The sequence below is a fragment of the Actinomadura roseirufa genome, from assembly GCF_900659635.1.
In the GTDB taxonomy this organism is placed as follows: domain Bacteria; phylum Actinomycetota; class Actinomycetes; order Streptosporangiales; family Streptosporangiaceae; genus Spirillospora; species Spirillospora roseirufa.
In genome coordinates this window covers 12,293-34,075 of record NZ_CAACVB010000001.1, presented here as the reverse complement: position 1 = coordinate 34,075, position 21,783 = coordinate 12,293, and the positions used below count along the sequence as shown (strand labels likewise).

The following is a 21,783-nucleotide window of genomic DNA, read 5'->3' as shown; positions in this document are numbered from 1 at the left end:
TCATCTCCGGGCGGGCCGGAACTCGTCGAGCAGCTCGGCGGCGAGCTCGGCCACGGTCGGGCAGCCGAGGAGGACCTGCATCGGTACGTCCATCCCCAGCTCGGCGACGATCGACTTCCTGATCCTGATCAGGGCCATGGAGCTGCCGCCCAGGGCATAGAGGTTGTCGTCGCGTCGCACCGTCGGGACGTTCAACGTGCTCGCCCAGATCTCGGCCAGTCGCCGTTCCAGCAGCACGGCCTCTTCGTTCGAGGCTTCGGGCGTCCCGCGGGCGCCGTCGAGGAGCGGCCGCGGTTCGCGAGGCAGCCGTGCGCGGTCGATCTTCCCGTTCGTGGTGAGGGGAAGCTCGTCGAGCAGCGCGTACTGGGCCGGCCACATCGTGCTAGGCAGCTTGGCCTCGGCGTGCGTCCTCAGTTCGGCGGCCGTCGGCGGGGTCCGGTGGTCGGCGGGCCATATGTAGGCCAGCAGGAACTGCGCCGGTTCGGCGCCGGCGACCGCCACCGCCGCCGACGCCACCGACCGATGGCTCATCAGCACCTGCTCGATCTCGCTGAGCTCCATCCGCACGCCGCGGAACTTGACCTGGTGGTCGCGCCTTCCGACGAACTCCAGCCGGCCGTCTTCGGTGCGCCGCGCGTGATCCCCGGTCCGGTACACGCGGGCCCCCGGCCTTCCGGAGAAGGGGTCGGCGACGAACCTGCCGGCGGTGAGCGACGCGAGCCGGGGATATCCGTTGCTGACGCCGAGGCCGCCGATCAGCACTTCGCCAACGGTCCCGTCGGGGACCTGGTGGAAGTCGTCGTCGACCAGGTAGATCTCGACCCCGGACACGGGGTCGCCGAGCGAGATCGGCCGATCGGTGTCGGCACGGGTGAGGTAGGTCGACGTGGCGATCACGGTGGTCTCGGTCGGCCCGTACACGCTGCGCACCAGGAGGACGCCGCCGTCGAAGAGCCTCGCGACCAGGCTGGGCGGAACGGCCTCACCGCCGAGGGTGACCAGGCCGACGCTGCTCGGCAGCGGCCGGTCGCGTGTCACGGCGCTCAGCACGCTGGGCACTCCGTTGACCTGCGTCGGCCGCAGGTGTCCCGGCAGGTCCAGCATCTCCACGTGATGGTTCAGCACCAGCACCGAACCGCCGGCGGCCAACGCCGGAAGGATTTCGGCGATGGAGAAGTCGAAGCAGAGCGAGGCCGCCGCCACGCTGCACTCGAAGGTCTCGCGCGGACAGCTGTCCACGGTCCAGCGGACGAAGTTGTCCAGGTTTCGATGGGTGATCCAGCACCCCTTCGGCTGGCCCGTGGTGCCCGAGGTGTAGATGACCAGCGCGGTCGACGCCGGATCCGTCGCGCGGAAGGGCAGGTCATCCCCGTGGTCGGCCATGCACACGTCGGCGTCGATCAGCGTCCACGGCCCCGGTGGCACGGAATCGGCGCAACTCTGGTCGACCAGCACTCGCCGCGTCCCCGAATCCGCGAGCAGGAAGGCTATCCGGTCCGCGGGATGGGCCGCGTCCAAGGGCAGGTAGGTCCGGCCGGAGAGCAGCACGCCGAGCAGAGCCGCGATCACTTCGGGCGTGCGCCGCAGCAGCAGCCCGACGGGTTCGTCGACCGGAACGCCCATGGCGTCCAGCCGCTTGGCGATCGCACCCGCCTTGCCGAGCAGCTCACGATAGGTGAGTTCCCGGTCCAGCGAGCGAACCGCCACCGCGTCGGGATCTCGGGCCAAGGCCGACCGCATCAGGTCGGCGATGGTCTCGGTGCTCCGCGCGGCCATTCAGGACGCTCCGTCGGCGTAGGCGGTCTTCTGGACCAGTTCCAGCCACCGTTCCCAGAGCCGTCCGATGTCGTCGGCGGGTATCTGGTCGCGGTGCACGATCTCCACATACACCTTGTCCTCCATCGGGACGACGTCGAAGAGCAGATCGAACATCGCCTCCACGGTGGACGGCAGGTTCACCTGGACGCCCAGGTCGCCCATCGTCGGAGTGGGCATCGGGCGGTTCAGGTTGAACACCACGGAGGTGAGCCGCTGCCGGGCGAGCCAGGGGTCGTCGAGCGTGCCCCGCTCGACGAGCTCGCCGAGGACGTCCTCCAGCGGCAGGGACCCGTGGGCCAGGTCTTCACCGAGAAGCCGGCTCAACCGCTTGAGGTGCGCCGGGAAGTCGGTGTCGGTGAGCCGGCTGCGCACGGGAACGTAGCTGACGTAGTGCCCCACCAGTTTCTGTTCCGTCGCGCTTCGGCACTGGTCGACCGGGGTGCTGACCACCAGGTCGTCATGGCCGGTCACCTCGTGCAGCGCGGCGGTGAACGCGCTCAACGCCGCCATGAACGGTGTGCAGCGCAATTGCGTGCACCGATTCACCAACGCCGCCCACAGGTCCGAGCCGAACTCCAGCGCACGCCGGGTCCCAGGGGCGCTCGCCGGCCGGTCCGGGGCATTCCATGGCGCCGCGGGGGACGCGTCCAAACGCCGCTGCCAGTAGTCCAGCGCCTGTCGCCGTTCATCGGCCGCCACTTCCCGGGACGCCGGCAGCGACCGCGCACCCCGCATCGACACGGGGGCCAGCCCCCGCGTGGCGCGTGTGTAGCCCGCGGCGAGGTCGTCGAGCACGGCGACCATGGAGGTGCCGTCGAACACCATGTGGTGAGCCGAGACCAGCAGGTGATGGTGGGTGTCCGAATGCCGGAGCACGGTGGGACGGAACAGTGGCCCCTCGGTGAGGCCGAACGGTGTGTTGGCGTGCTCGTCGATCACGGCCTGAAGATCATGCTCCGCGGACACCTCGCGCACGGGTGTCGTGCCCTCGGCGCCGTCCGCCAGGACCAGTTCTCGTCCGTCGGATGAGCAGACCGCGCGCAGTGCCGGGTGCCGGTTCCGCACCGCCGCCAACGCGGCGTCCAGCGCCGGCAGGTCCAGCTCGCCGGTCAGCTCCAGCACCGCGGTCTCGTTGTAGACCACCGAATCCGGCTTGAGCCGCCGGTCGATCTGCCACACCTCGCGCTGCTGGGCGGACATCAGCCAGCGGTCCGCCGACCGTACCGGGGGCGGTGTGGTGACACCGTCCAGGAACTCCGCCTCCCGCAAGGCGTGGAGACCTCGGTCCACCGCGTCGATGAGGTGTTCGGCGTCGCCGTCGGTGTGCGCGGCGGACATGAAGAACGTCCTGCCCTCCCACATGTAGATGCCGTCCGCCAGCAGGCTGTGGTAGAGCATCTCCAAGGGCAGCGGGTGATACAGATTGGACATCCCGCGGTACTGGAACCGCCACAGCGAGCCGATGGACGCGAGCGAGTACGGCACTTCGTGCTGAGCGAACAGGTCGCCCAGGGCGTTGACCGTTCGCGCGGTCCTGTCGTTCACCTCGGCGTAGAGGGTGTCCTGGTGCTCTTCCAGGTATTCCAGGCTGGCGTTGGCCGCCGCCATCGCCAGCGGGTGCTTCTGGAACGTCCCCCCGAAGAACGTGGTCTCCGCCGTCGGACCGCTCTCGTCGCCATAGTTCCAGCTGCCGCCGTCGAGCCCGTCCATCAGGGCCCGCTTCCCGGCGATCGCCGCCACCGGGAGGCCCCCGCCGAGCACCTTGCCGTAGGCCGCCAGGTCGGGCATGATCCCGAACAGCCCCTGCGCGCCGCGGATGTGCATGCGGAAGCCTGTGATCATCTCGTCGAAGATCAGCACCGTGCCGGTGTCCGCGGTCAGCCGGCGCAGCCTGCGCAGGAACTCGGCCGGCTGCGCCACCGGGTTGCGCGCCTGAATCGGTTCGCTGACGACCGCGGCGATCTCGTGGCTGTTGGCGGCGATGTAGTCCAGTGCGGCCTGGTCGTCGTAGGGCAGGACGACCACGTCGTCCAGTGCTCCGGGAGCCACCCCGTCCACGATCGGGCTCACGCTGCCGAGTTCCTCGCCGCCCCGTCCGAGGACACCGTCGGTGATGCCGTGGTAGGACTTCTCGAAGTAGGCCACCTTCCGCCGGCCGGTCGCGAGCCGGGCGAGGCGCATCGCGCCCATCACCGCCTCCGATCCGGTGTTGCAGAAGGTGACACGGTCGTGCCCGGTGATCCGGCAGAAGGTCTCGGCGACCCGGTAGGTGAGCTCCACCTGAGGTCCCAGGGTGAACGAACGCGACAGCTGCTCGGCGACCGCGTCCTGGACGCACTGCGGGTTGTGGCCGAGGAAGTGCACACCGAAGCCGACGCAGTAGTCGATGTACTCGCTGCCGTCGGGGTCCCAGAAGTGCGATCCCTTGCCCCGGTCGATGACGATGGGGAAGTTGAGCTCTTTCAGCTCGGGCCGGAAGTTCCCCCATGGGCGGCTCTCCACCATGCGGGCGCGATGCAGGCCGGCGAGCTTCTTCGACTGCGGGCTGCGCTCCTCCATACGCCGCACCAGAGAATCCACGTAGGACTTCTGCTTGCTGCTCAGCCGCTTGTCGGCCGCGGCCTTGGCGGGGGCCGCGGACCTGGGGGCCGAGGGCGCGGCGGAGGGTGCGAGGGCGGCCGGTTGGGTGCCCTGCCGTGCCGGCTCCTTGGCGGGCGGGGTCTCCTGGACCTGGACGGCGGGCGGACCGCCGAGCAGGGCCAGCTGCTGCCGCATGATCGCGAGTTGGTCCTGCACCACCGCGTCGAGGCCCGCGCGGGCCGGCGCGGCGACCTGCCGCACCACCGTGTCGAAGCCAGTGGGGGCGGCCGGGACGGTGACCTGCTGAGCCGGTGCGGCCGGGGCTTCGGGCTCGCCGGCGGCTTCCTCGGGGAAGGCGCCGGACTCCGCGAGCGCGGCAGCGAGATCACCGATGGACTGGTACTTCTCGAACAGGTCGGTCGCCTTGAAGGACGTCCCATGGCGTTTGTTCAACGTGTTGACCAGCTGGACCAGCAGGATGCTGTCCGCGCCCAGTTCGAGGAAGAACGACTGCGACGTGATCTGGTCCCGCGGGTGCTTCAGCACCGTGGCGACCTCGTCGGCCACCGCCGCCAGGGCCTGTTCCTGTGATACTGGCAACTTGCTACTCCTGACTGATTCCAGTGGTGGGTCGATACCGGTGGGCCCCTGGTCGTCCACTGCCCAATGGCGGGCGCGCTGCCAGGGATAGGTCGGCGTGCTCGACAGGAAACGCCCGCCGGGGTCCACCGCCTGCCAGTCGAGGTCAGCGCGGCGTACGTACAGCTCGGGCAGCACGGCCCGCGCGGACGCGATGCCCTCCCCGTCCTCACCAAGCGCGTGCAACACGCTCGCCTGCACGCCGACGGCGGCCGCGCTGGTGTGCACCGGGCCGAGCAGCACCTGCTGTGGGCTGATTTCGAGAAAGCTGGTGAATCCCATCGTGGCGGCCTGCTGCACGGCGGAGCGGAACCGCACCGGGTTGACCACGCCCCGGCCCCAGTGCCGCGCGTCCATCTGCGCGGGGTCGAGCAGGGCACCCGTGATCGAGGAGAACAGCGGGAGGGATCCGGGGCCGGTCGCGGCGCCGGCGCCACGGCGCGCGAGCTCTTCGCCCACGGGCGCGAGATCGGGGTGATGGGAGCCGAACCGTATCGACAGCAGCCGGGCCCGATAGCCGTCGGCCTCCAGCTGGGCGGCCAGCCGCTCGATCGACTCGGTCGGGCCGGACAAGGTGACATTGCGCGGCCCGTTGTCCACCGCCAGCGCGACGTCCTCCGGGCAGCGCGACAGCAGCTCGCTGATCTCCTCCGGCGCGGCGGCGACCGCCACCATGCGGCGATCGGTGGCGGCGTGCTGCATGACCGACCCTCGGGCCGCGACCAACGCCACCGCGCCGTCGAAGTCCAGCATGCCGGAGACGTGGGCGGCGGCCGGCTCTCCCGCGCTGTGCCCGATCACGGCGGCGGGCCGAAGGCCGAACGACGACCACAGCTCGACCAGACCGCTCTGCACGGTGAAGTGCAGAGCCTGCGCGATGTCCGTCCGGGTCAGCGCCACCTCGTTGACCTCAGGACCGCCCTTGCTCAGCAAGTCGAACAGGGAGACGCCCAAGAGCGGGGAGAACGCTTCGGAACAGCGGTGAACGTGCTCGATCACGGCGGGTTCCGAGAGGAGCGCCGTCCCGAGCCCGCTCGTCTGCGGCCCCAGTCCCGGGAACACGAAGACGGTGTCGCGCCAGACCGGCGCCTCCTGTGGGTCGGGTGCCCCTCCGTCGTCCAGGAACGATTCCACCGCCTGACGCAACTCGGCGCCGTCCCGTCCGCTGAACGCCATGCGCACCGGGTGGTGGCCGCGCCGCGCGGAGGCGCTGTAGCACAAGTCCCTCGCCGTCGCGCCGTCGTCCTTGGACAACAGGGACAGGTAACGCCCCGCCAGCTCCCGCAGCGGCCGCTCGCCCTTGGCCGACAGCGGCAGCACCAGCGTCGCCGGCGCGGGCGCCGACGGCCGGTGGGACACGGGTTCCGCCCGCTGGACGATCACATGCGCGTTCGTGCCACCGAACCCGAACGAGCTGACCCCGCCCACGCGGCGGCCGGGTTCGCCGGACCAGCTCATGTTCCGCTGGGCGACCGCGAGCCGCGTCTGGTACGCGGCCAGGCGAGGGTTGAGTTCCTCGGTATGCAGGCAACGCGGGATGGCCCCGGCTCGCAAGGAGGCCACGAGCCGGATGATGCCGGCCATCCCCGCCGCCGACTCGGCGTGCCCGATGTTGGACTTCACCGAACCGACGTAGCAGCGAGGACTTCCCGCGGGCGCCTTCCCGTACGTGGCGGCGAGCGCGCCGAACTCGATCGGATCCCCGAGAGGCGTACCGGACCCGTGCGCCTCCACATAGCCGACCTGTTCGGGACGCACCCCGGCATCGGCCAACGCGGCACGGATGACCGCCTCCTGAGCCGGGCCGTTGGGCGTGGTCAGCCCGTTGCTGGCCCCGTCCTGGTTGATCGCGCTGCCCCGGATCACCGCGTGGATCTCGTCGCCGTCGCGCTGGGCCTGGTCCAGCCTCTTGAGCACCAGCACGCCACAGCCGTCCGCGCGGACGAAACCATCGGCCCCCGCGCCGAATGAATGGCATCGTCCGGTCGGGGACATCATGCCGGCCTTGGACGCCGATACCAGGTTGTCGGCCGCGAGCACCAGGTTCACGCCGGCGGCCAGCGCCAGCGAGCAGTCCCCCTCGCGCAGCGCACGCACCGCGAGGTGCACGGCCACCAAGGAGGACGAGCAGGCGGTGTCCACGGCGATGCTGGGGCCGCCCATGTCCAGCAGGTACGACACACGGTTGGCCACGATGGAACCGGCGTGCCCGGTGACGAAGTGCCCGCCGAGTTCGGTCAGTCGACGGCCGAGCAGCCGGCCGTAGTCGCTGCCGCTGACACCGACGTACACCCCGCCGCCGGCCAGCAGGCGGCTCGTCGGCGCCACACCGGCCAGTTCCAACGCCTCGTACACCGTCTCCAGCAGAATCCTCTGCTGGGGATCCATCTGTTCGGCCTCGCGGGCCGTGATGCCGAAGAACTCCGCGTCGAACAGGTCGATCCCGTCGACGGCACCGATCCAGCGGGTACTGATCCGGCCCGGCTCGGTCAGGTCGGGCGAGTAGAGATCATGGAGCCGCCGGGAGTCCGGCATCTCGGTGATCGCGTCGACACCGTCGACCGAAAGCCGCAGGAGGTCCTCGGCGCTCCGCACCCCACCGGGGAAACGGCAGGCCATGCCAATGATCGCGATGTCGCCGCCGGCGCGGGCGGCCGCCTTCGCGTCCACCGCCTACACCGTCTCTTCCGAACGGCCCAGCGCCTGGGTGAGCCCCTCGACGGTGGGGTGGTTGAACACCAGGGCGACGTCGATCGGCCGGCCCATGACCGCCTCGACTGCGGAGGCGAGCCGGATCGCGTCCCCGGAGGTCAGCCCGTAGTGCGCGAACGGCCGGTCGTCGGCGATCTGTTCCGCGGGGACGCCGAGTATCCGGGACAGCGTCAGCCGCACCATCGGCCGGACCAGACCCGCGGATGTGACCGGCCGCCCATCGGGTGCGCTCCACACGGGTTCCTGCCGTTTCCCGCGCAGGTGAGCCAGGATCTGCCCGTCGAGGGCACCGGTTTCCAGCAGGCGCCGGTTCTCAGCGCGCTGGATCTTGCCGCTCGAGGTCTTGGCCAGTGATCCCCTGCGGACCACCGCCACCTCGGCGACCGGCAACCGGCGCCGGTCCCAGACCACGTCCCTGACGCGTTCGGCGAACCGGTCGGCCGTGGACGCGGCCAGAGTGCCCGCGCTGATCTCGACGACCACCGCCGCCTGCTCCGCGCCGTCCCGGTCGACGGCGAAGGCGGCACACGACACGGTGGAGAGCGAGGGATCGCAATCCTCGACGACGGACTCGATGTCCTCCGGGTGATAGTTCTGCCCCTCCACGATGATGAGGTCTTTCAGCCGACCGGCGACGTACAGCTCCCCGTCGTACCGGAACGCCAGGTCGCCGGTGCGGAGGAACTCGCCGTCGCCCTCCTGGCCGGCGATGCGCCCTTGGAAGGTCTCCCGAGTGGCGTCCGGCCGGTTCCAATAGCCCAGCGCGACGCACGGGCCCCTCACCCAGAGTTCACCGATCTCGTCGTCGGCCAGCTCGCGCATGGTCGCCGGATCGACCACTCGGACGTCGACGCCCGCCATCGGCGACCCGCAGCTCATGATCGGTACGGCGTCGGGACCGTCCTGACCGACCGGGACCACTTCACCGTTGCGCAGTGCCGTCGCGGACAGCCACCGGGCCTTGGGGTGTTCGTCGTCCCGCGAGCCGCAGACCGCGAGGGTCGACTCGGCCATTCCGTAGGCCGCGCACATCGCTCTCGGATCGAAACCGGCGGGCTTGAATTTTTCGGCGAAACGCCGCACTGTGTGCTCACGCACCACTTCGGCGCCGTTGAGGGCCACCCGCAGACCGGACAGATCCAGCCGGTCCAGGCCGGGCGCCGTGTCGCGCAGGCACAGTTCGAAGCCGAAGTTGGGACCGCACGTGTGCGTGGCCCTGAACCGGGAGATGGCCTCCAGTAACCGCCGAGGACGTCTGACGAACAACGCCGGTGACAGCAGATAAGCCGGAACCCCGAGAACCCACGGGAGAATGACGCTGTACACCAGACCGAGGTCGTGATGGAACGGGGCCCAGGAGGCCACCACCCCGTCGTCGTGCATGGGCCAGGTCCGGTCGATGAGTTCGGCCTCTGTGATGAGGTTGCGATGGGAGACCATGACACCTTTCGGGTGCCCGGTCGAACCGGAAGTGAACTGGAGTAGCGCGGTGTGCCCCGCGTCGAGGTCCGGGGGAATCCATTCGTCGGCCAGTTCGAGCGCGATATCGTCCGTTTCGACCAGAATCAGGTCTCGCAGTTCCTCCGCGTCGGGAAAGCGGCCGCGCAGTTCTCGAAGCGCCGGTCCCGTGGTCAGCACGACCCGTGTCCCGGCCGCGTCGGCGATGCGACGGACCCGCTCGAGGTCGTGTTGAGCCTGCGGCATCTTCACCGGCGCGGCGGCGACGCCCGCGTACAGGCATCCGGCGAAGGCATTGACGAAATCAAGGCCGTACGGGTAGGCGAGGACGATATTGCTCCCGGTGAGACCTCGCCGCTCGAGGTGCACGGCGCACGCCCGAGCCGAGCGGTCGAGGTCCGCGCAGCTCGCCTGCTCCGCGACCTCCACGCCGCCGGACAGGAATGCGCAGAGCAGGTCGTCCGGAGAATCGGCTGAACGCCTTCGCAGGAGGTCGACCAGCGTTTCCGCGGCCCACTCGGATTTATTGATGTGACTCATCTCCGGAAACTTCTCCTCACTCGGCCGGACACCCGTGCGAATCAAAGCTATGAACGCGGGTCGCGGATCGTCAACGCTCTGCGACCAACGACGAACGGGAGCGCGCCTTTCGTATCGGCGCCAATAGACGAAATGACAACCACCGGTGGCACGATCCGCCAGTTCGCTTGACCGTCGCGGGGACCGGCGTGATTATGGGGCCACTTTCCCCGTTTTCATCGGTTCCGATGGACGGTGGTCGGCCAATTCCGGGAGATGCGCATGTTCACGCCCCCCGACGCGAGCGGCCCGTGGTTCTGGATACCTCGTCCGAGGTCGGCGCCGCGGTACCGGCTGGTGTGCTTCGCGCACGCGGGCGGTTCGGCGGCTTCCTTCTCCGCTTTAGCCACCGCACTTCCGCCGGACGCCGAGTTGTGGGCGGTTCAGCTGCCCGGCCGGTTCGTCCGCTACCGCGAGCCGGCGCCGACCGGCCTGCCGACGCTGGTCGTTCAAATAGCGGACGCTATCCGGGCGGCCGCCGGATCGGACGTGCCCATCGTGCTGCTGGGACAGAGCTTCGGCGCCCTGCTCGCGACCGAGGTCGCGAGGCAACTCGAACCAGACCGGCCCGCACTGGCATTGATGCTGTTGTCGGCCCGGCCACCGCATCTGTTCTTGCCACTACCCGCGGTCTCCCATGAGCTGGTGACCGATCTGCTGCTTCGTACCGACGACGGCGCGCGGGAAATCCTCGAATGCGACGAGCTCCGCGACATCGTGCTCGACGCCGTCCGGGCCGACATCGAGCTGTTGCGCCAGCTTCCGCAGTCCGAGCGGCCCGCGCTCAGGTGCCCGGTGCACGCGATGGTGGGTGCCGGTGACAGCCAGGTCAGCGCGGCGGAAACGTCGCAGTGGCGGCGGTACACGGAGTCGGTCTTCACCTTGGACGAGTTGCCGGCGCCGCATCTGATCGCCTCGGCGTACCCGGCCGGCCTGAGCGACATCATCACCGAACTCCTTCGATCGGACATGGCGCGGTGCCGGTACGACCATCCGGCCCGTCAGACTGAAGGGCGATAACGTGCACCCGAACACCATCCCTCTACTGGCCCCCCTGCGCGGGGTCCGCGAGGACGACCCCCGGCCGGCGATCATCGCGGCCGATGGCGTGCGCACCTACGGCGACCTGCGCCGCCGCGTGACCCGGTACTCCGAAGTGCTGGGCTGCCTCGGCCTGCGTCCGTACGAGGCCGTCGCGATAGGCGTCGAGTACGGGCCCGACGCGGTGGCCGCGATCCTCGCCACGCTGGAGGTCGGCGCGGCCTTCGTGTGGCTGGACGGCGGCCAGCCGGCCGCGAGGAACCAGAACGTGGCCCGCGGCTGCGGCGCCAGGTACCTGATGACCGACAGCGGTCAGGGGGGCAGGCGGCTGGTCGCCGACCTGGCCCAGCTGAACCTGGGGCAGTTGCGGATCGGCGACGACTCGACGGCCTTCGTTGAACGCGTCAGCCGCGCCCGCGGCGAGGCGACGCTGCCGGCGGACACCGCGACCGTGGTGTACACCTCCGGCTCGACAGGGACGCCCAAAGGGATCGTCCTGACACGGAGCGGCATCGACCAGTTCACCGAGTGGTACGCCGGCCAGGTCGGCCTGTCGCCGGACGCGAGGCAGTTCCAGTGGGCGCAGTTCACCTACGACGCGGCCTCCGTGGAGATCTTTTCCACGATGCGCAGCGGCGCGACCCTGGTGATGCCACCGCCAGAGGTCAAGTCGGACGTACGCGCGGTGGTGGAATGGATCCTCCGCCACGACGTGACCCACATGGTGACCGCGCCCAGCCTCTACCGCGCGCTCATAGACGCCGCGGACGGCACCGGAACGGCCGTGCTCGACAAGGTGCGCGCGCTCACCGTCTCCGGCGAGGAACTGCGGCCGGCGCTGGTCGCCAAGATGCGCGCCGCCTTCCCGCGGGCCGATATCTACAACATGTACGGCCAGACCGAGAACATCGCGGCCACCTTCCACCTGGTCACCCCGGAGGACGAGCACTCGCCCGCGGTGCCGGTCGGGCGTCCCCTGCCGGGACGCGAGGTGGTGTTGCGCACCGCCGACGGCGACGATGTGACCGATGGCGAGCTCGGCGAGGTGTGGGTGCGCAGCCGGTTCCTGACACCCGGCTACCTGAACGAGCCCGAGTTGACCGACGCCGCCTTCTTCCCCGATCCGTGCGGCGAACCCGGGGTCCGGATATACCGGACGGGCGATCTGGCCGGCCTGCTGCCCAACGGCGAGCTGGTCTTCCACCGGCGGGTCGACCATCAGATCCAGCTGCACGGCGTGCGGGTGGAGCTGGGCGAGATCGAAGCCGCCTTGCTGGACGTCGCGGACATCGTCAACGCCGCGGTCGTGCCGAGAGAGATCGACGAGGGACGATCGCAACTGGTGGCCTATCTCCAACGCGGCGCCGGTGCCGCGATGTCGCCGGAGCAGATCAAGGCGGCGCTCGCGCGACGGCTGCCGCGGAACATGGTTCCGGCGCGTTTCGTCGTGCTCGACGAGATGCCGCTGACCACGTTCGGAAAGATCGATCGGAGGCGTCTGCCCGCCGTGGAGTCCGACGCCGGGGCTCCCGGCGCCGGGGCTTCCGGCGGAGCCGATGCCGCCGCCGGCAGTGCGACCGAGAGGCGACTGGCCCTCATCTGGTCGCAGATCCTTTCGGTGCGGCCGCCGGGTCGCGAGGCGGACTTCTTCGCGCTCGGCGGCGATTCCCTGACCGTGCCTCGGGTCCGCGACGCCGTCCTGGCCGGCTTCGGCGTCCGGGTCCCGCTGAGCGCCTTCTACGAGTGCCCACGACTGGACCAGCTGGCCGAGCGGGTCGACATGTTGAGACCACAGGCAACGGTGGGAACGCCCTGAGGCCCCGTAGCAGCCCGCCTGCCCCAGGGCACCCGCGCCATGACCACGGGACGTCCGTTCTCAGATCCTCCAGGCCCAATTCATTCCCATGCCCCGCGAGCCGGTTGCAATGGCGTGGTGTGCGCACGCAGGTCATTGAGGCCCAACCGGTTCTCGGGCCCGAAGTTCCTCGCAACATCCGTCACGGACTGCGCAATTTTGATCAGGAAATATCTTTTCATCTCCCCTAGAGTTCCTTCTAAGGGACGTTGCTCCGTATCTCGAAACAGCCGATCGCGAATGACGGCGGTCTGGTGTCCTGTGCAATTCTGGGAGAGGGAGACCGGTGACAGAGGGAAGGGTTCACGTCTACGTCGGACCAACGTGTCCGGCGAGTGAGATACTCCAGCGGTTCCCAGACGTGGTGATGCATCCGCCTGCGTCTCATGGGGACTTCTTCTCCTCGGAAATAAGGTCCGGAGACGCGGCGGTCGTCGTCGACGGTTTCTACCATCACAGGCTGGGCCTGCGGCACAAGGAATACCTGCACGCGCTGGACCGGGGAGTGTCCGTGATCGGCGCGGCGAGCATCGGCGCCCTACGGGCTCTGGAACTGGACGCCTTCGGAATGCGGGGCCTCGGGGTCGTCTACGAGCTCTACCGTGCCGGGGTGTTCGACGGTGACGACGCGGTCGCGGTGGCCCACGAAGACGAAGCGCCGTACTCGACCCTCAGCGTTCCTCTCGTGAACCTCTACACGGCGGCAAAGGCCGCAAGCGCGGTGGGAGTTCTGCGAGAGCGTGACGTGGACGAGGTCATCTCCGCGCTTCGCTCCGAGTACTACCCCTCACGCACACAGCAACGTGTCCTCCACATCATGCGCCGGGCCGGCTGGCCTGATCTGGCGGATTGGTACGAGCGGCAGGTGGCCGACGATCCGCTCGTCTTCGACCAGAAGCGCAGGGACTGCCTCTCCGCCGTCGACGCGGCACGCCACCTCGTCGCCGCCGGGGCCGTCGGACGGGTGACGGGGGCGGAGGGCGCCGACTGGAAGACCATGTTCCTTCGCACATGGGGCAACCATTTCGCTGGTCTTACCGGGACTCCTCCGCTGGGTCGGCGTCTCGCGTACCAGCAGATCTTCAACCCCCATTACGCACGTGTCTGGGAACGCTATCTGGAGGAGACCTACAGGCGTGACCACCCGGGTTTGACCGGAAGGCCCGGGCACGGCCTGGAGGACTCCCTTTCCAAGAAAATCGGCGTGCACGAATTCCCGCTCCAGGCGGTGCAGGCGAAGAAGGACTGGCTCTACGACTTCCTTTGCCCGATGCCCGACCTGAGCGATCCGTTCGAGGTGGAGCTCCTGCTGAGTGCGGAGGAGCCGTCGGACGTCGAAGCCGTTGCCCGACATCTTCGGCAGACGCAGGAATTCAGCAGCCGGAACACCGGCCCCGCGGGCGGGGAAATCTCTACCGTGCTCGCCGAGGACGCCAGCAAGATTCTGCTGTGCAAGATATGGAGGATTCCGTCCGAGGAGCTCTCACGCGAGTACCGCAGCCGCGGTATTCCCAACATCAAGACGGCGGTCCGGATGCTTCAGCCGTTCATCGTCGGAGCCATAAGGGAGCAGAGACACCTACGAGCGGAATCGGCATGACAAGGAAAATCGTACTTCGGGGAACGCATCGCGCCGCATCGGCCGAAGCGACGTGGTCGCGCATCGAGCCGCTGCTGGGGGACTTCGGCATCACCCGTGTCGCGGACGTGACCCACCTGGACCACATCGGCATCCCCGTGATGGTCGCGGTGCGCCCCCTGTCGGAGACATACGGCACCTCCCAGGGCAAGGGCGCCACCCCGCTCCTGGCCCGGATATCCGCGGCGATGGAATCGATCGAGATGTGGCATGCGGAGAACTTCGAATGTCCCCAGTTCGAAGCGACCGCGCACGACCTCGACCTGCCCTATCCGATCCGGGCGCTCAACGTTCCGCCGCTGAACCAGCCGCTCGAACGCGTCCGGCTCAGCTGGACGCGCGGACGCACGGTGGCCGGTGGGGATCCGGTGCCACTTCCCGTCCAGTTGCTGCGTCTGTCATCGGTCGGCGGCACCCTGTGGGAACCTCGTGTGTTCAGGACCACGTCCAATGGCCTCGCGTCGGGCAACTCCTTCGCTGAGGCATGCCTGCACGGCATCTACGAGGTGATCGAACGCCACGCGCTGGCCGGCCTCAGCTCTTCCCGCCCGGACTCCCGCGTGCAGGTCGACCTGTCCACGGTCGACGACGACCACCTCGTGTCGCTGCTCGACCGGCTGGCCGACGCGGGCACGCAGTGCGAGGTGGCCATGATCCGCAACGATCTCTCGATTCCCGTGTTCGTGGCGTTCATCTGGTCCCCTCTCTACCCGCTCGTCGCGGCGGGGTCCGGTGCCCACATGGACGTCACCGTCGCCATGAGCCGTGCGATAACCGAGGCGGTCCAGACACGACTCACAAGGATATGCACCACTCGCGACAATCTGCCGTCCGACTACCAGCCGCCCCATGTAGCCGATCCCTTGTTGTCCGCGGTCTCAGGCCGGCCTCTCGCGGACGTGACCGAGGGGTACGGTGCCGCCCACGATGATCTCGGTAAAGAGCTTCAGGAAGTCGCGGACAGGGTCGAAAGACTGACCGGGATGCCACCGGTGGTCGCCGACATGTCCACCCGGCCTGAAGTCCTCTCGGTGGTCAGGGTGGTCTGCCCCGGTCTCGACTACCCCGGTAGAGGTGGGAACAGCATTCCGAGGGCCATGCCGTCCGCGACGCTCGCCTGAGCCGCGCCGGGATTTTCAGCCACATCCGCTCTGTAACCGTCCGAGGTGATCCCGTGGGTGACGTTCATATCGCTCTGCCGTCGTCTTTGGCGCAGTTCACCGGAGGCGTCCGACATTTTTCTGTGCAGGGAGGAACGGTACGTCAGGTACTGGAGAACATGCAGGACGCGTTTCCGCTCCTCGCCGGGCGCGTCGTCAATGAGGATTTCCAGCCCTTGCCTTTCGTCCGTGTCTACGTCGGTGATGAGGACGTACGCAACCTGGGTCCGGGGGATTCGGCCGTTGCGCCCGGTAGCACAGTAATGATCACGGCTGCCGTCGCCGGCGGCTGAAGCGCGACGAAGGGAGTTGCCTAACGAAAAGCTCAGAAGGCGAGACTCGACCCAAGAGTTCAACTACAGAAAGAGTCCTGAATGGAAACCGCACCGCAGGTCATGGCCGGCCATCTGCTGAGCGAAGTGGAGCCCATCCACGGCACCCTGGACGTCCTGGCGGACAGGGACGCGAAGCAGCAGCTCGACCGGCTCGTCGACTACCTCATGGACCCCGAGCCGACCGAAGCCTTCAAGACGGTCGGCATGTCCACCCAAACCCACACCGGCACCGACACGGGCCACTCGAGCACCAACACCGTTCCCGACGCGGACAGTGACAGCGAGTGGCAGTGGGACGACGAGTGATGTTCCCTTCCGGGAAACATCCTGAAATGGCCTCGTGCACCCGGTGATCCCGTCGTGCATGTGATTCTCAGGGCCTAGGGAGCCGGGGCGGGTCTCCGTGCGATCCCGGTGGCCCGCTCCGGTTCTCCTGCTCGGCAGTGAAGTCTTTCGATCGAAGAGATAAGGGTGACGTCATGGGCAACGCGACGATTCTGGTGGTCACGGCCAGGTGGGACAGCACAGCTTACGCCGCCGCTGAAATCCTACGCAGGAACGGTCGGGAGGCGGCATTCTTCTACCCTGAGGACCTTCCGCAGCGGGCGCAGGTCGATTCGGTCTTCCGGCAGGGGAAGTGGTCCAACATTCTGCACACCGAGGACGGATCGATCGACCTCGACGACATCAAGGCCGTCTGGTGGAGGAAGCCCTACGTGTCCCGCCCGTCGGACTCGCTCTCCCGGGTGCAGTTCCCTTATGCCAGGCGGGAGAGTGAATACGCCATGAAGGGGCTGTGGGAGCTGCTCCTCAACGATCCCGAAGTCTATTGGATGAGCAACCCGCACAACATTCGCCGGGCCGGCAACAAGATGATTCAGATGACCAGGGGCGCGGTCCACGGGCTCGTCTCGCCGAAGACCATCATCACCAACGATCCGGAGGCCGTGCGCAAGTTCTACGACGAGTGCTCGAAGAGAATGGTCTTCAAGTCCATGACGGGACCGTTTCTGCTGCCCGGCGAGGTGGAGGAGGAGTACACCGCCGAGACCTTCGTACCCGGCCTGCCGCTCGTCCGCCCGTTCACCGACGAGGACATGGAGCACGTCGACAGCGTGCGGTACAGCGCCTGCATGTTCCAGGAGTTCGTGGAGAAGAAGCACGAGTTGCGGGTCACCATCTTCGAGGACCAGATCTTCACCTGCCAGATCGACTCCCAGAAGAACGACCTCACCCGGTACGACTGGCGTCGTTCGGACTCGCTGCCCGACGCTACCGCCGGTGAACTCCCCGACTCCATCGCGGACGCCTGCCTCAAGCTGCTCGACGAGTTCGACCTGCGCTTCGGGGCTTTCGACTTCATCGTGACGCCCGATGACGAGTACATTTTCCTGGAGGTCAATCCGAACGGCCAGTGGCTGTTCATCCAGGAATGGGTGCCGCAACTGCGCGTCATGCAGGCCTTCGTCGACATCATGGTGCGGAACTCCTGACGGAGACCCCGTAGTTCCGCCTCGCCTTCCGTCCGATGTCGTAAGGTCCCCAGTGAAGACTCATCCACCGCCTGGTACCTCCTCCTCGGAGCGGCTTCTCTTCGGCGGCCCCCTGCTCTACGCCAACGGTTCGAGCACCCACGAGGGCGCCTTCGCCCGGCTCGGCCTCTGGTCGGTGGTGCGGACCCTGCCTCCGCTCGTCCGCACCACCGTCCGGCTCGCGCGTGAAGCCGACGCGCCCGCCGTGCGGATGGTCGCCGGCGCCGAGATCGGGCGCGGTCTGGCACAGGCCGTCGGCCTGGTCGCGGTCAACACCGCGCTCGCGGCCGTCCTCGCCGACGGCGACGCGGCCGACCGGCTCCGCCATGCCCTGCCGTCCCTCGTGCTCGTCGCGCTCACCGCGGTACTGGGCGCCTTGCTCACCGCCGCGTCCACCTACGGCTCAGGACGGCTCGAACCCAAGGTGGAGCGGGCGGCCGCCGAGCAGTACCTGACGTGCGCCTCGCGGGTGGAACTGGCAGCGATCGAGGACGACCGGTTCCGCCGGCTGCTCGACACCGCCCAGTTCGGTGCGCCCGCCGCCCGCCGGATGGTCGACCACTGCACACGTGTGATCACCGCACTGTTCTCCCTGGTCGCCGCCGCGAGCGTGCTGACCGTGCTGCATCCGGTACTGCTGCCGTTGCTGGCTCTGATGATCGTCCCGCGCATGTGGGGAACGCTGGTCATCAGCCGCCGCCGCTACGAGAGCTTCCAGACCTGGGTGCAGCACACGCGGGCCGGCCGGGTCTTCAGCACCGAGCTCACCGCCGTCGAGGCCGCGTCGGAGATCCGGGTCCACGCGGTCGGCCCCTTCCTGCTCAAGCACTTCCGCGACATGTCCGCCAACGCCGAGGCCGAACAGACTCGGCTGGCCACGCTGGACGCGCGCACCGGCCTGTGGGCCGCGGCCTGGACCGGCCTCGCCGCCACCACCACCTATCTCACACTGGGCGCCCTCGCCTGGGGCGGCGCCATGCCGATGTCCGTCGCGGGGACCGCCCTGCTCGCCCTGCGCACCGGCACGGCCAGCCTCGGCGGCATGGTCCAGGCGATCAACAACCTCTATGACGAGAGCCTGTTCGTCGGCGACCTCGACCGCCTGCGCGTCCAAGCCGCCGACTGGGCGATTCCGGCCGGGGGTCTGGACGTGCCGCGGCACCCCCGCCACATCACGTTCGACAAGGTCACCTTCCGCTATCCGCCGACCGAGACGACGACACTCCCGGCGCTCGACGACGTCTCGCTCACCATCCCGACAGGGCGGATCACCGCCCTGGTCGGGGAGAACGGCTCGGGCAAGTCCACCCTGGTCAAGCTGCTCGCCGGCCTCTATCTCCCGAACACAGGCAGCGTCTCCTGGGACGACGTCCCCACCTCCCGTGCCGACCGGCGGCAGGTGTTCGAGCGGATCGCCATGGTGGCCCAGGACTTCAAGCGCTGGCCCTTCACCGCCCGCGTCAACGTCGTCATCGGCGACTCCCGCGCCCCCGACGACGACGGCCGGCTGAAAGCCGCCGCCGACCAGGCGGGCGCCACCCCGGTAATCCAGGACCTGCCCCGCGGCTGGGCCACCCTGCTGGCCCGGGGATACCAGGGCGGCCACCAACTCAGCGGCGGCCAGTGGCAGCGCCTGGGCATCGCCCGAGCCCACTACCGGGACGCTCAGGTCCTCATCGTCGACGAGCCCACGGCCGCACTCGACGCCCGTGAGGAACAAAGGGTGTTCGACCAGATCCGTGAGCTGGCCGAGGGCGGACAAACCATCATCCTCATCACCCACCGAATGGCGTCCGTACGCCACGCCGACCTCGTGTACGTGCTCGACCGCGGCCGGCTCATCGAATCCGGCACCCCCGACGACCTATTGGCCCTGCCCCAGGGCCATTTCCGTGCCCTGTACGAAATCCAGGCCGCCCAGTTCACCCGAACCTCCGACCGTCCCCAAACCACAAACCCAGCATCACCCACGTGGTGACTTTAGGATGACCAGCCTCGCCCAGCAGTACACGCGGTCCGTAGCCTTCGATCACAACGGCGCTACAAGGAATGTCAAGCTCTACATCCAGGATCACGAGCGTGGACGAGCTGTTGAAAACGGCTATGCCGCTGGGTCGGCAAGCAGCACAGCGAACTCCACCCTGACGCTGTGTGCTGCAACCACACCAGTGACCTGCTCGAAGAACGCGCTCAGCAGTACGAAACCTGGTGGCGCTCCGCCCAGAGACGCTGGGAAGGAACCCTAGAGCTGGACCAGGTTTTCATCGCGGTCTGACCCGCCGCGACATTCTCGGCGCAACCTAGCCGCACCTGAAATCGCCAACCACTGACACAAAAGCGTCGGGCCCCGCAAGGAGGATCGGACCAGATTCTGGCGTTAGGTCCGCGAGGGAGCTGATCGAACGTGAAGTCTGACGCCTCAGCCGACCAGCGGGCGCAGCGACAAGCCGCCCGCGACCTCCCGCCGCCCCGAACCCCGTAACAGCGCGACGCCGGGATGACCTGACCTGCGGTAACGTCCCCGCCGCGAGAACGGACCCAAGCCGGACCACGGGCGGACTCGCCCCGGACCCGGGGCGGACCCGGGCGCGATGTGCTGCACCCATGACAGCACTCCTCGCACAGGTGGTCGCTGCGCTCCACGCGGGCGTAGCCGTGCACGTAGCCCGCGCCGGTCGACCCGACCGCGGTTCGCCCCCCGCCGGTCCGGGGAGCAACGCGCGAACGACCAGCGCCGCCCCGCCGAGCGTGGCCCCCCGCTCGCGGCGCGGCGGCCGCCGGTCGATAAGGGGCACGGCCGGACTACGCCGGGAAGGATCACCTCGCAGGTCAGACGGTCGGAGTGGGTGGGGCCATCTGGGGCCGCCCGCGTCTGGCATCCGGGGCCATGCCGGCGACCCTCCCGCCGGACTGTGCAGAGCAGCGCACAGTGATGACCTCTTTGTCGTCGGGCGTACGGCCGGCGATGGTGAACGCGCCCTTGATGGGGCCGTCCTTCAGGACCGTTCCCGGCTCTGCAGAGGGCGTCGGCCGTCCTCGGCGGCCTTGCGCCTGCGGTCTGCATGCGCTGCGACCGGTTCGCCGTGCCCGTTCCTGCATGAGCTGCCAGTGCTGGGCCACCTCGTCGAGCGCGGCCGCCAGGACGGGCCGCTGAGGCTGGGGGGCAGCGCGGCCTCTAACGATCCAGCCCCGTCTACCGGCATGAACGCACGGCCTCGTCAGTGAAGCGACGCACTGAAGAATGCCCCTTGACGAGTCCGATGCTGTGGTCGTTTCCGTCGACCGCCAGAGTGCGTACGTTCGGGGAACCCGCATCCTTCAGGCGCTTGGCCAAAGTCACAGCATTGCTGGATACGTTCCTGTTCCCCTTCTCGTAGGCTATCCACAGAGAAGCCGGGAAAGAACTGGCGGCCAGCGCGCTTACTTGGCCCGCCTTCGTCTCAATGGAAGAAGCTGGCGAAATGGCGACAGCGGCACACACGTCACGCCCCATTACCGGAGCACTCTGCTCGCGCGGGGAAACTGCCTCACGCGGGCCCGTGGGAGTTGAGGCGGACAGTGCTATGGGGGCGCCCATCGACGACCCTATAAAGACAAGGCGATGGGCGCCGTGACTCTTCAGCCATTTTCCGGCCGTAACCACATCTCCGGGGAGTTTTCGTATATCTTCTTTCCCTGGACTGGCTCCTGCGCCTCTTTGATCGACAATGAGAACCCTCGATCCGGTCGCGGCGGCCAGCCTTCTCCCTTCGCCTAGCCAGTCGCAGAGAGTTTGGGATGCGCCGTAGCTGATAACGACGCCGACCGACATGCCTTCTTGGCCAATAATCGCTGCACCTAGACTAAAGCCGTCTTCGGCCTTGAGAGTGAGGCGACGAGCGTCCGATGGAATCGATTCGCACTGAGCTTCGAGTTTGGCATCTGCCGCAACGCTACGGTGTTCTTTATCGGAACATGCGCTCATCGCGAAAGCGGCGCAGGTTAGACCAGTCAGAGCGAGGGCGCGCATTTTCATGAAGGACATGCTAGCGCTTTATGAGGATCGCTCGTGGCATTACCGTGAGGGACAGGCGTTGGCGGCATTGGCAAGCCCGTCGACCGACATCCGTCCGTGTTCCTGGAACAGTCCCTTCGCCTTCCTGATAGCCATGACGCCAATGTCACGGCTATCAGGACAGTGCTGCCGAGCCGCCCACCGGCCAGGCTCGCAACCCCATGGACGAGTTCTTCGCCGCCGGCCGCGACACCGGCACCCACCCGCGTCCCACGTCCGGAGTCGTCAGCGGTCGAAGACAGCCCCGACGAACTCGGCGACCTCGGCCGCGCTGGCGCGGAAGTAGCGCCCCGAGGTGGCCACCGAGGCGCGCCCGAGCAGGTACCGCACCTGCGCGGTGCCGTGGGTATGGCGGAGGACGTACGGCCGCGGCCCCGCGAG

At 68.3% G+C, this 21,783-nt stretch carries 12 protein-coding genes; 8 read left to right on the top strand and 4 right to left on the bottom strand.

The features are described from left to right. The 3 genes from E1291_RS00105 to E1291_RS00095 are packed head-to-tail and all read right to left on the bottom strand — an operon-like array spanning position 1 to position 9,747. Positions 1-1,776 (bottom strand): non-ribosomal peptide synthetase, encoded by a 1,776-nt coding sequence (locus E1291_RS00105; protein ID WP_131735424.1) that lies wholly within the window; start codon positions 1,774-1,776, stop codon positions 1-3. Next, the gene (locus E1291_RS00100) at positions 1,777-7,707 is read right to left on the bottom strand and encodes a type I polyketide synthase (RefSeq protein WP_131735423.1); all 5,931 of its coding nucleotides are present in this window, start codon (positions 7,705-7,707) and stop codon (positions 1,777-1,779) included. Between the two features lie 3 nt (positions 7,708-7,710). Next, on the bottom strand, positions 7,711-9,747 hold the full coding sequence (locus tag E1291_RS00095) for an AMP-binding protein (protein ID WP_131735422.1): 2,037 nt from the start codon (positions 9,745-9,747) through the stop codon (positions 7,711-7,713). Positions 9,748-10,008: 261 nt separating this feature from the next. Here E1291_RS00095 and E1291_RS00090 point away from each other — a divergent pair, with 261 nt between their 5' ends. The 8 genes from E1291_RS00090 (at position 10,009) to E1291_RS00055 (ending at position 19,326) form a co-directional block, all read left to right on the top strand. After that, positions 10,009-10,806 (top strand): thioesterase II family protein, encoded by a 798-nt coding sequence (locus tag E1291_RS00090; RefSeq protein WP_165494873.1) that lies wholly within the window; start codon positions 10,009-10,011, stop codon positions 10,804-10,806. Between the two features lies 1 nt (position 10,807). Further along, on the top strand, positions 10,808-12,643 hold the full coding sequence (locus E1291_RS00085) for a non-ribosomal peptide synthetase (protein ID WP_131735420.1): 1,836 nt from the start codon (positions 10,808-10,810) through the stop codon (positions 12,641-12,643). A gap of 325 nt (positions 12,644-12,968) precedes the next feature. Further along, complete coding sequence (locus E1291_RS00080; RefSeq protein ID WP_131735419.1) at positions 12,969-14,282, top strand: TfuA-like protein; 1,314 nt, start codon at positions 12,969-12,971, stop codon at positions 14,280-14,282. Further along, the gene (locus tag E1291_RS00075) at positions 14,279-15,442 is read left to right on the top strand and encodes a YcaO-like family protein (protein ID WP_165494872.1); all 1,164 of its coding nucleotides are present in this window, start codon (positions 14,279-14,281) and stop codon (positions 15,440-15,442) included. The genes E1291_RS00080 and E1291_RS00075 overlap by 4 nt, the downstream gene beginning before the upstream one ends. 53 nt (positions 15,443-15,495) lie before the next feature. After that, positions 15,496-15,774: a ubiquitin family protein gene (locus E1291_RS00070; protein ID WP_165494871.1), complete on the top strand. Its 279-nt coding sequence runs from the start codon at positions 15,496-15,498 to the stop codon at positions 15,772-15,774. Positions 15,775-15,855: 81 nt separating this feature from the next. Beyond that, positions 15,856-16,122 carry a hypothetical protein gene (locus E1291_RS00065; RefSeq protein WP_131735416.1) on the top strand — a complete coding sequence of 89 codons (267 nt, stop codon included), beginning with the start codon at positions 15,856-15,858 and terminating at the stop codon, positions 16,120-16,122. A 173-nt stretch (positions 16,123-16,295) separates the two neighbouring features. Next, entirely contained in the window at positions 16,296-17,309 is a 1,014-nt protein-coding gene (locus tag E1291_RS00060; RefSeq protein ID WP_131735415.1) for an MvdC/MvdD family ATP grasp protein, read from the top strand. Between the two features lie 52 nt (positions 17,310-17,361). Next, complete coding sequence (locus E1291_RS00055; RefSeq protein ID WP_207400474.1) at positions 17,362-19,326, top strand: ABC transporter ATP-binding protein; 1,965 nt, start codon at positions 17,362-17,364, stop codon at positions 19,324-19,326. A gap of 1,215 nt (positions 19,327-20,541) precedes the next feature. Here E1291_RS00055 and E1291_RS00050 read toward each other — a convergent pair. Next, a complete protein-coding gene (locus E1291_RS00050; RefSeq protein WP_131735413.1) occupies positions 20,542-21,363 on the bottom strand; it encodes an alpha/beta hydrolase in 822 nt (273 codons plus the stop codon). Positions 21,364-21,783: the final 420 nt, after the last annotated feature.

Bases quoted from the DNA above. Each gene is read 5' to 3' on its own strand.
- E1291_RS00105 (WP_131735424.1), bottom strand. From the start codon at position 1,776: ATGGCCGCGCGGAGCACCGAGACCATCGCCGACCTGATGCGGTCGGCC.
- E1291_RS00095 (WP_131735422.1), bottom strand. From the start codon at position 9,747: ATGAGTCACATCAATAAATCCGAGTGGGCCGCGGAAACGCTGGTCGAC.
- E1291_RS00090 (WP_165494873.1), top strand. From the start codon at position 10,009: ATGTTCACGCCCCCCGACGCGAGCGGCCCGTGGTTCTGGATACCTCGT.
- E1291_RS00075 (WP_165494872.1), top strand. From the start codon at position 14,279: ATGACAAGGAAAATCGTACTTCGGGGAACGCATCGCGCCGCATCGGCC.
- E1291_RS00065 (WP_131735416.1), top strand. From the start codon at position 15,856: ATGGAAACCGCACCGCAGGTCATGGCCGGCCATCTGCTGAGCGAAGTG.
- E1291_RS00060 (WP_131735415.1), top strand. From the start codon at position 16,296: ATGGGCAACGCGACGATTCTGGTGGTCACGGCCAGGTGGGACAGCACA.
- E1291_RS00050 (WP_131735413.1), bottom strand. From the start codon at position 21,363: ATGAAAATGCGCGCCCTCGCTCTGACTGGTCTAACCTGCGCCGCTTTC.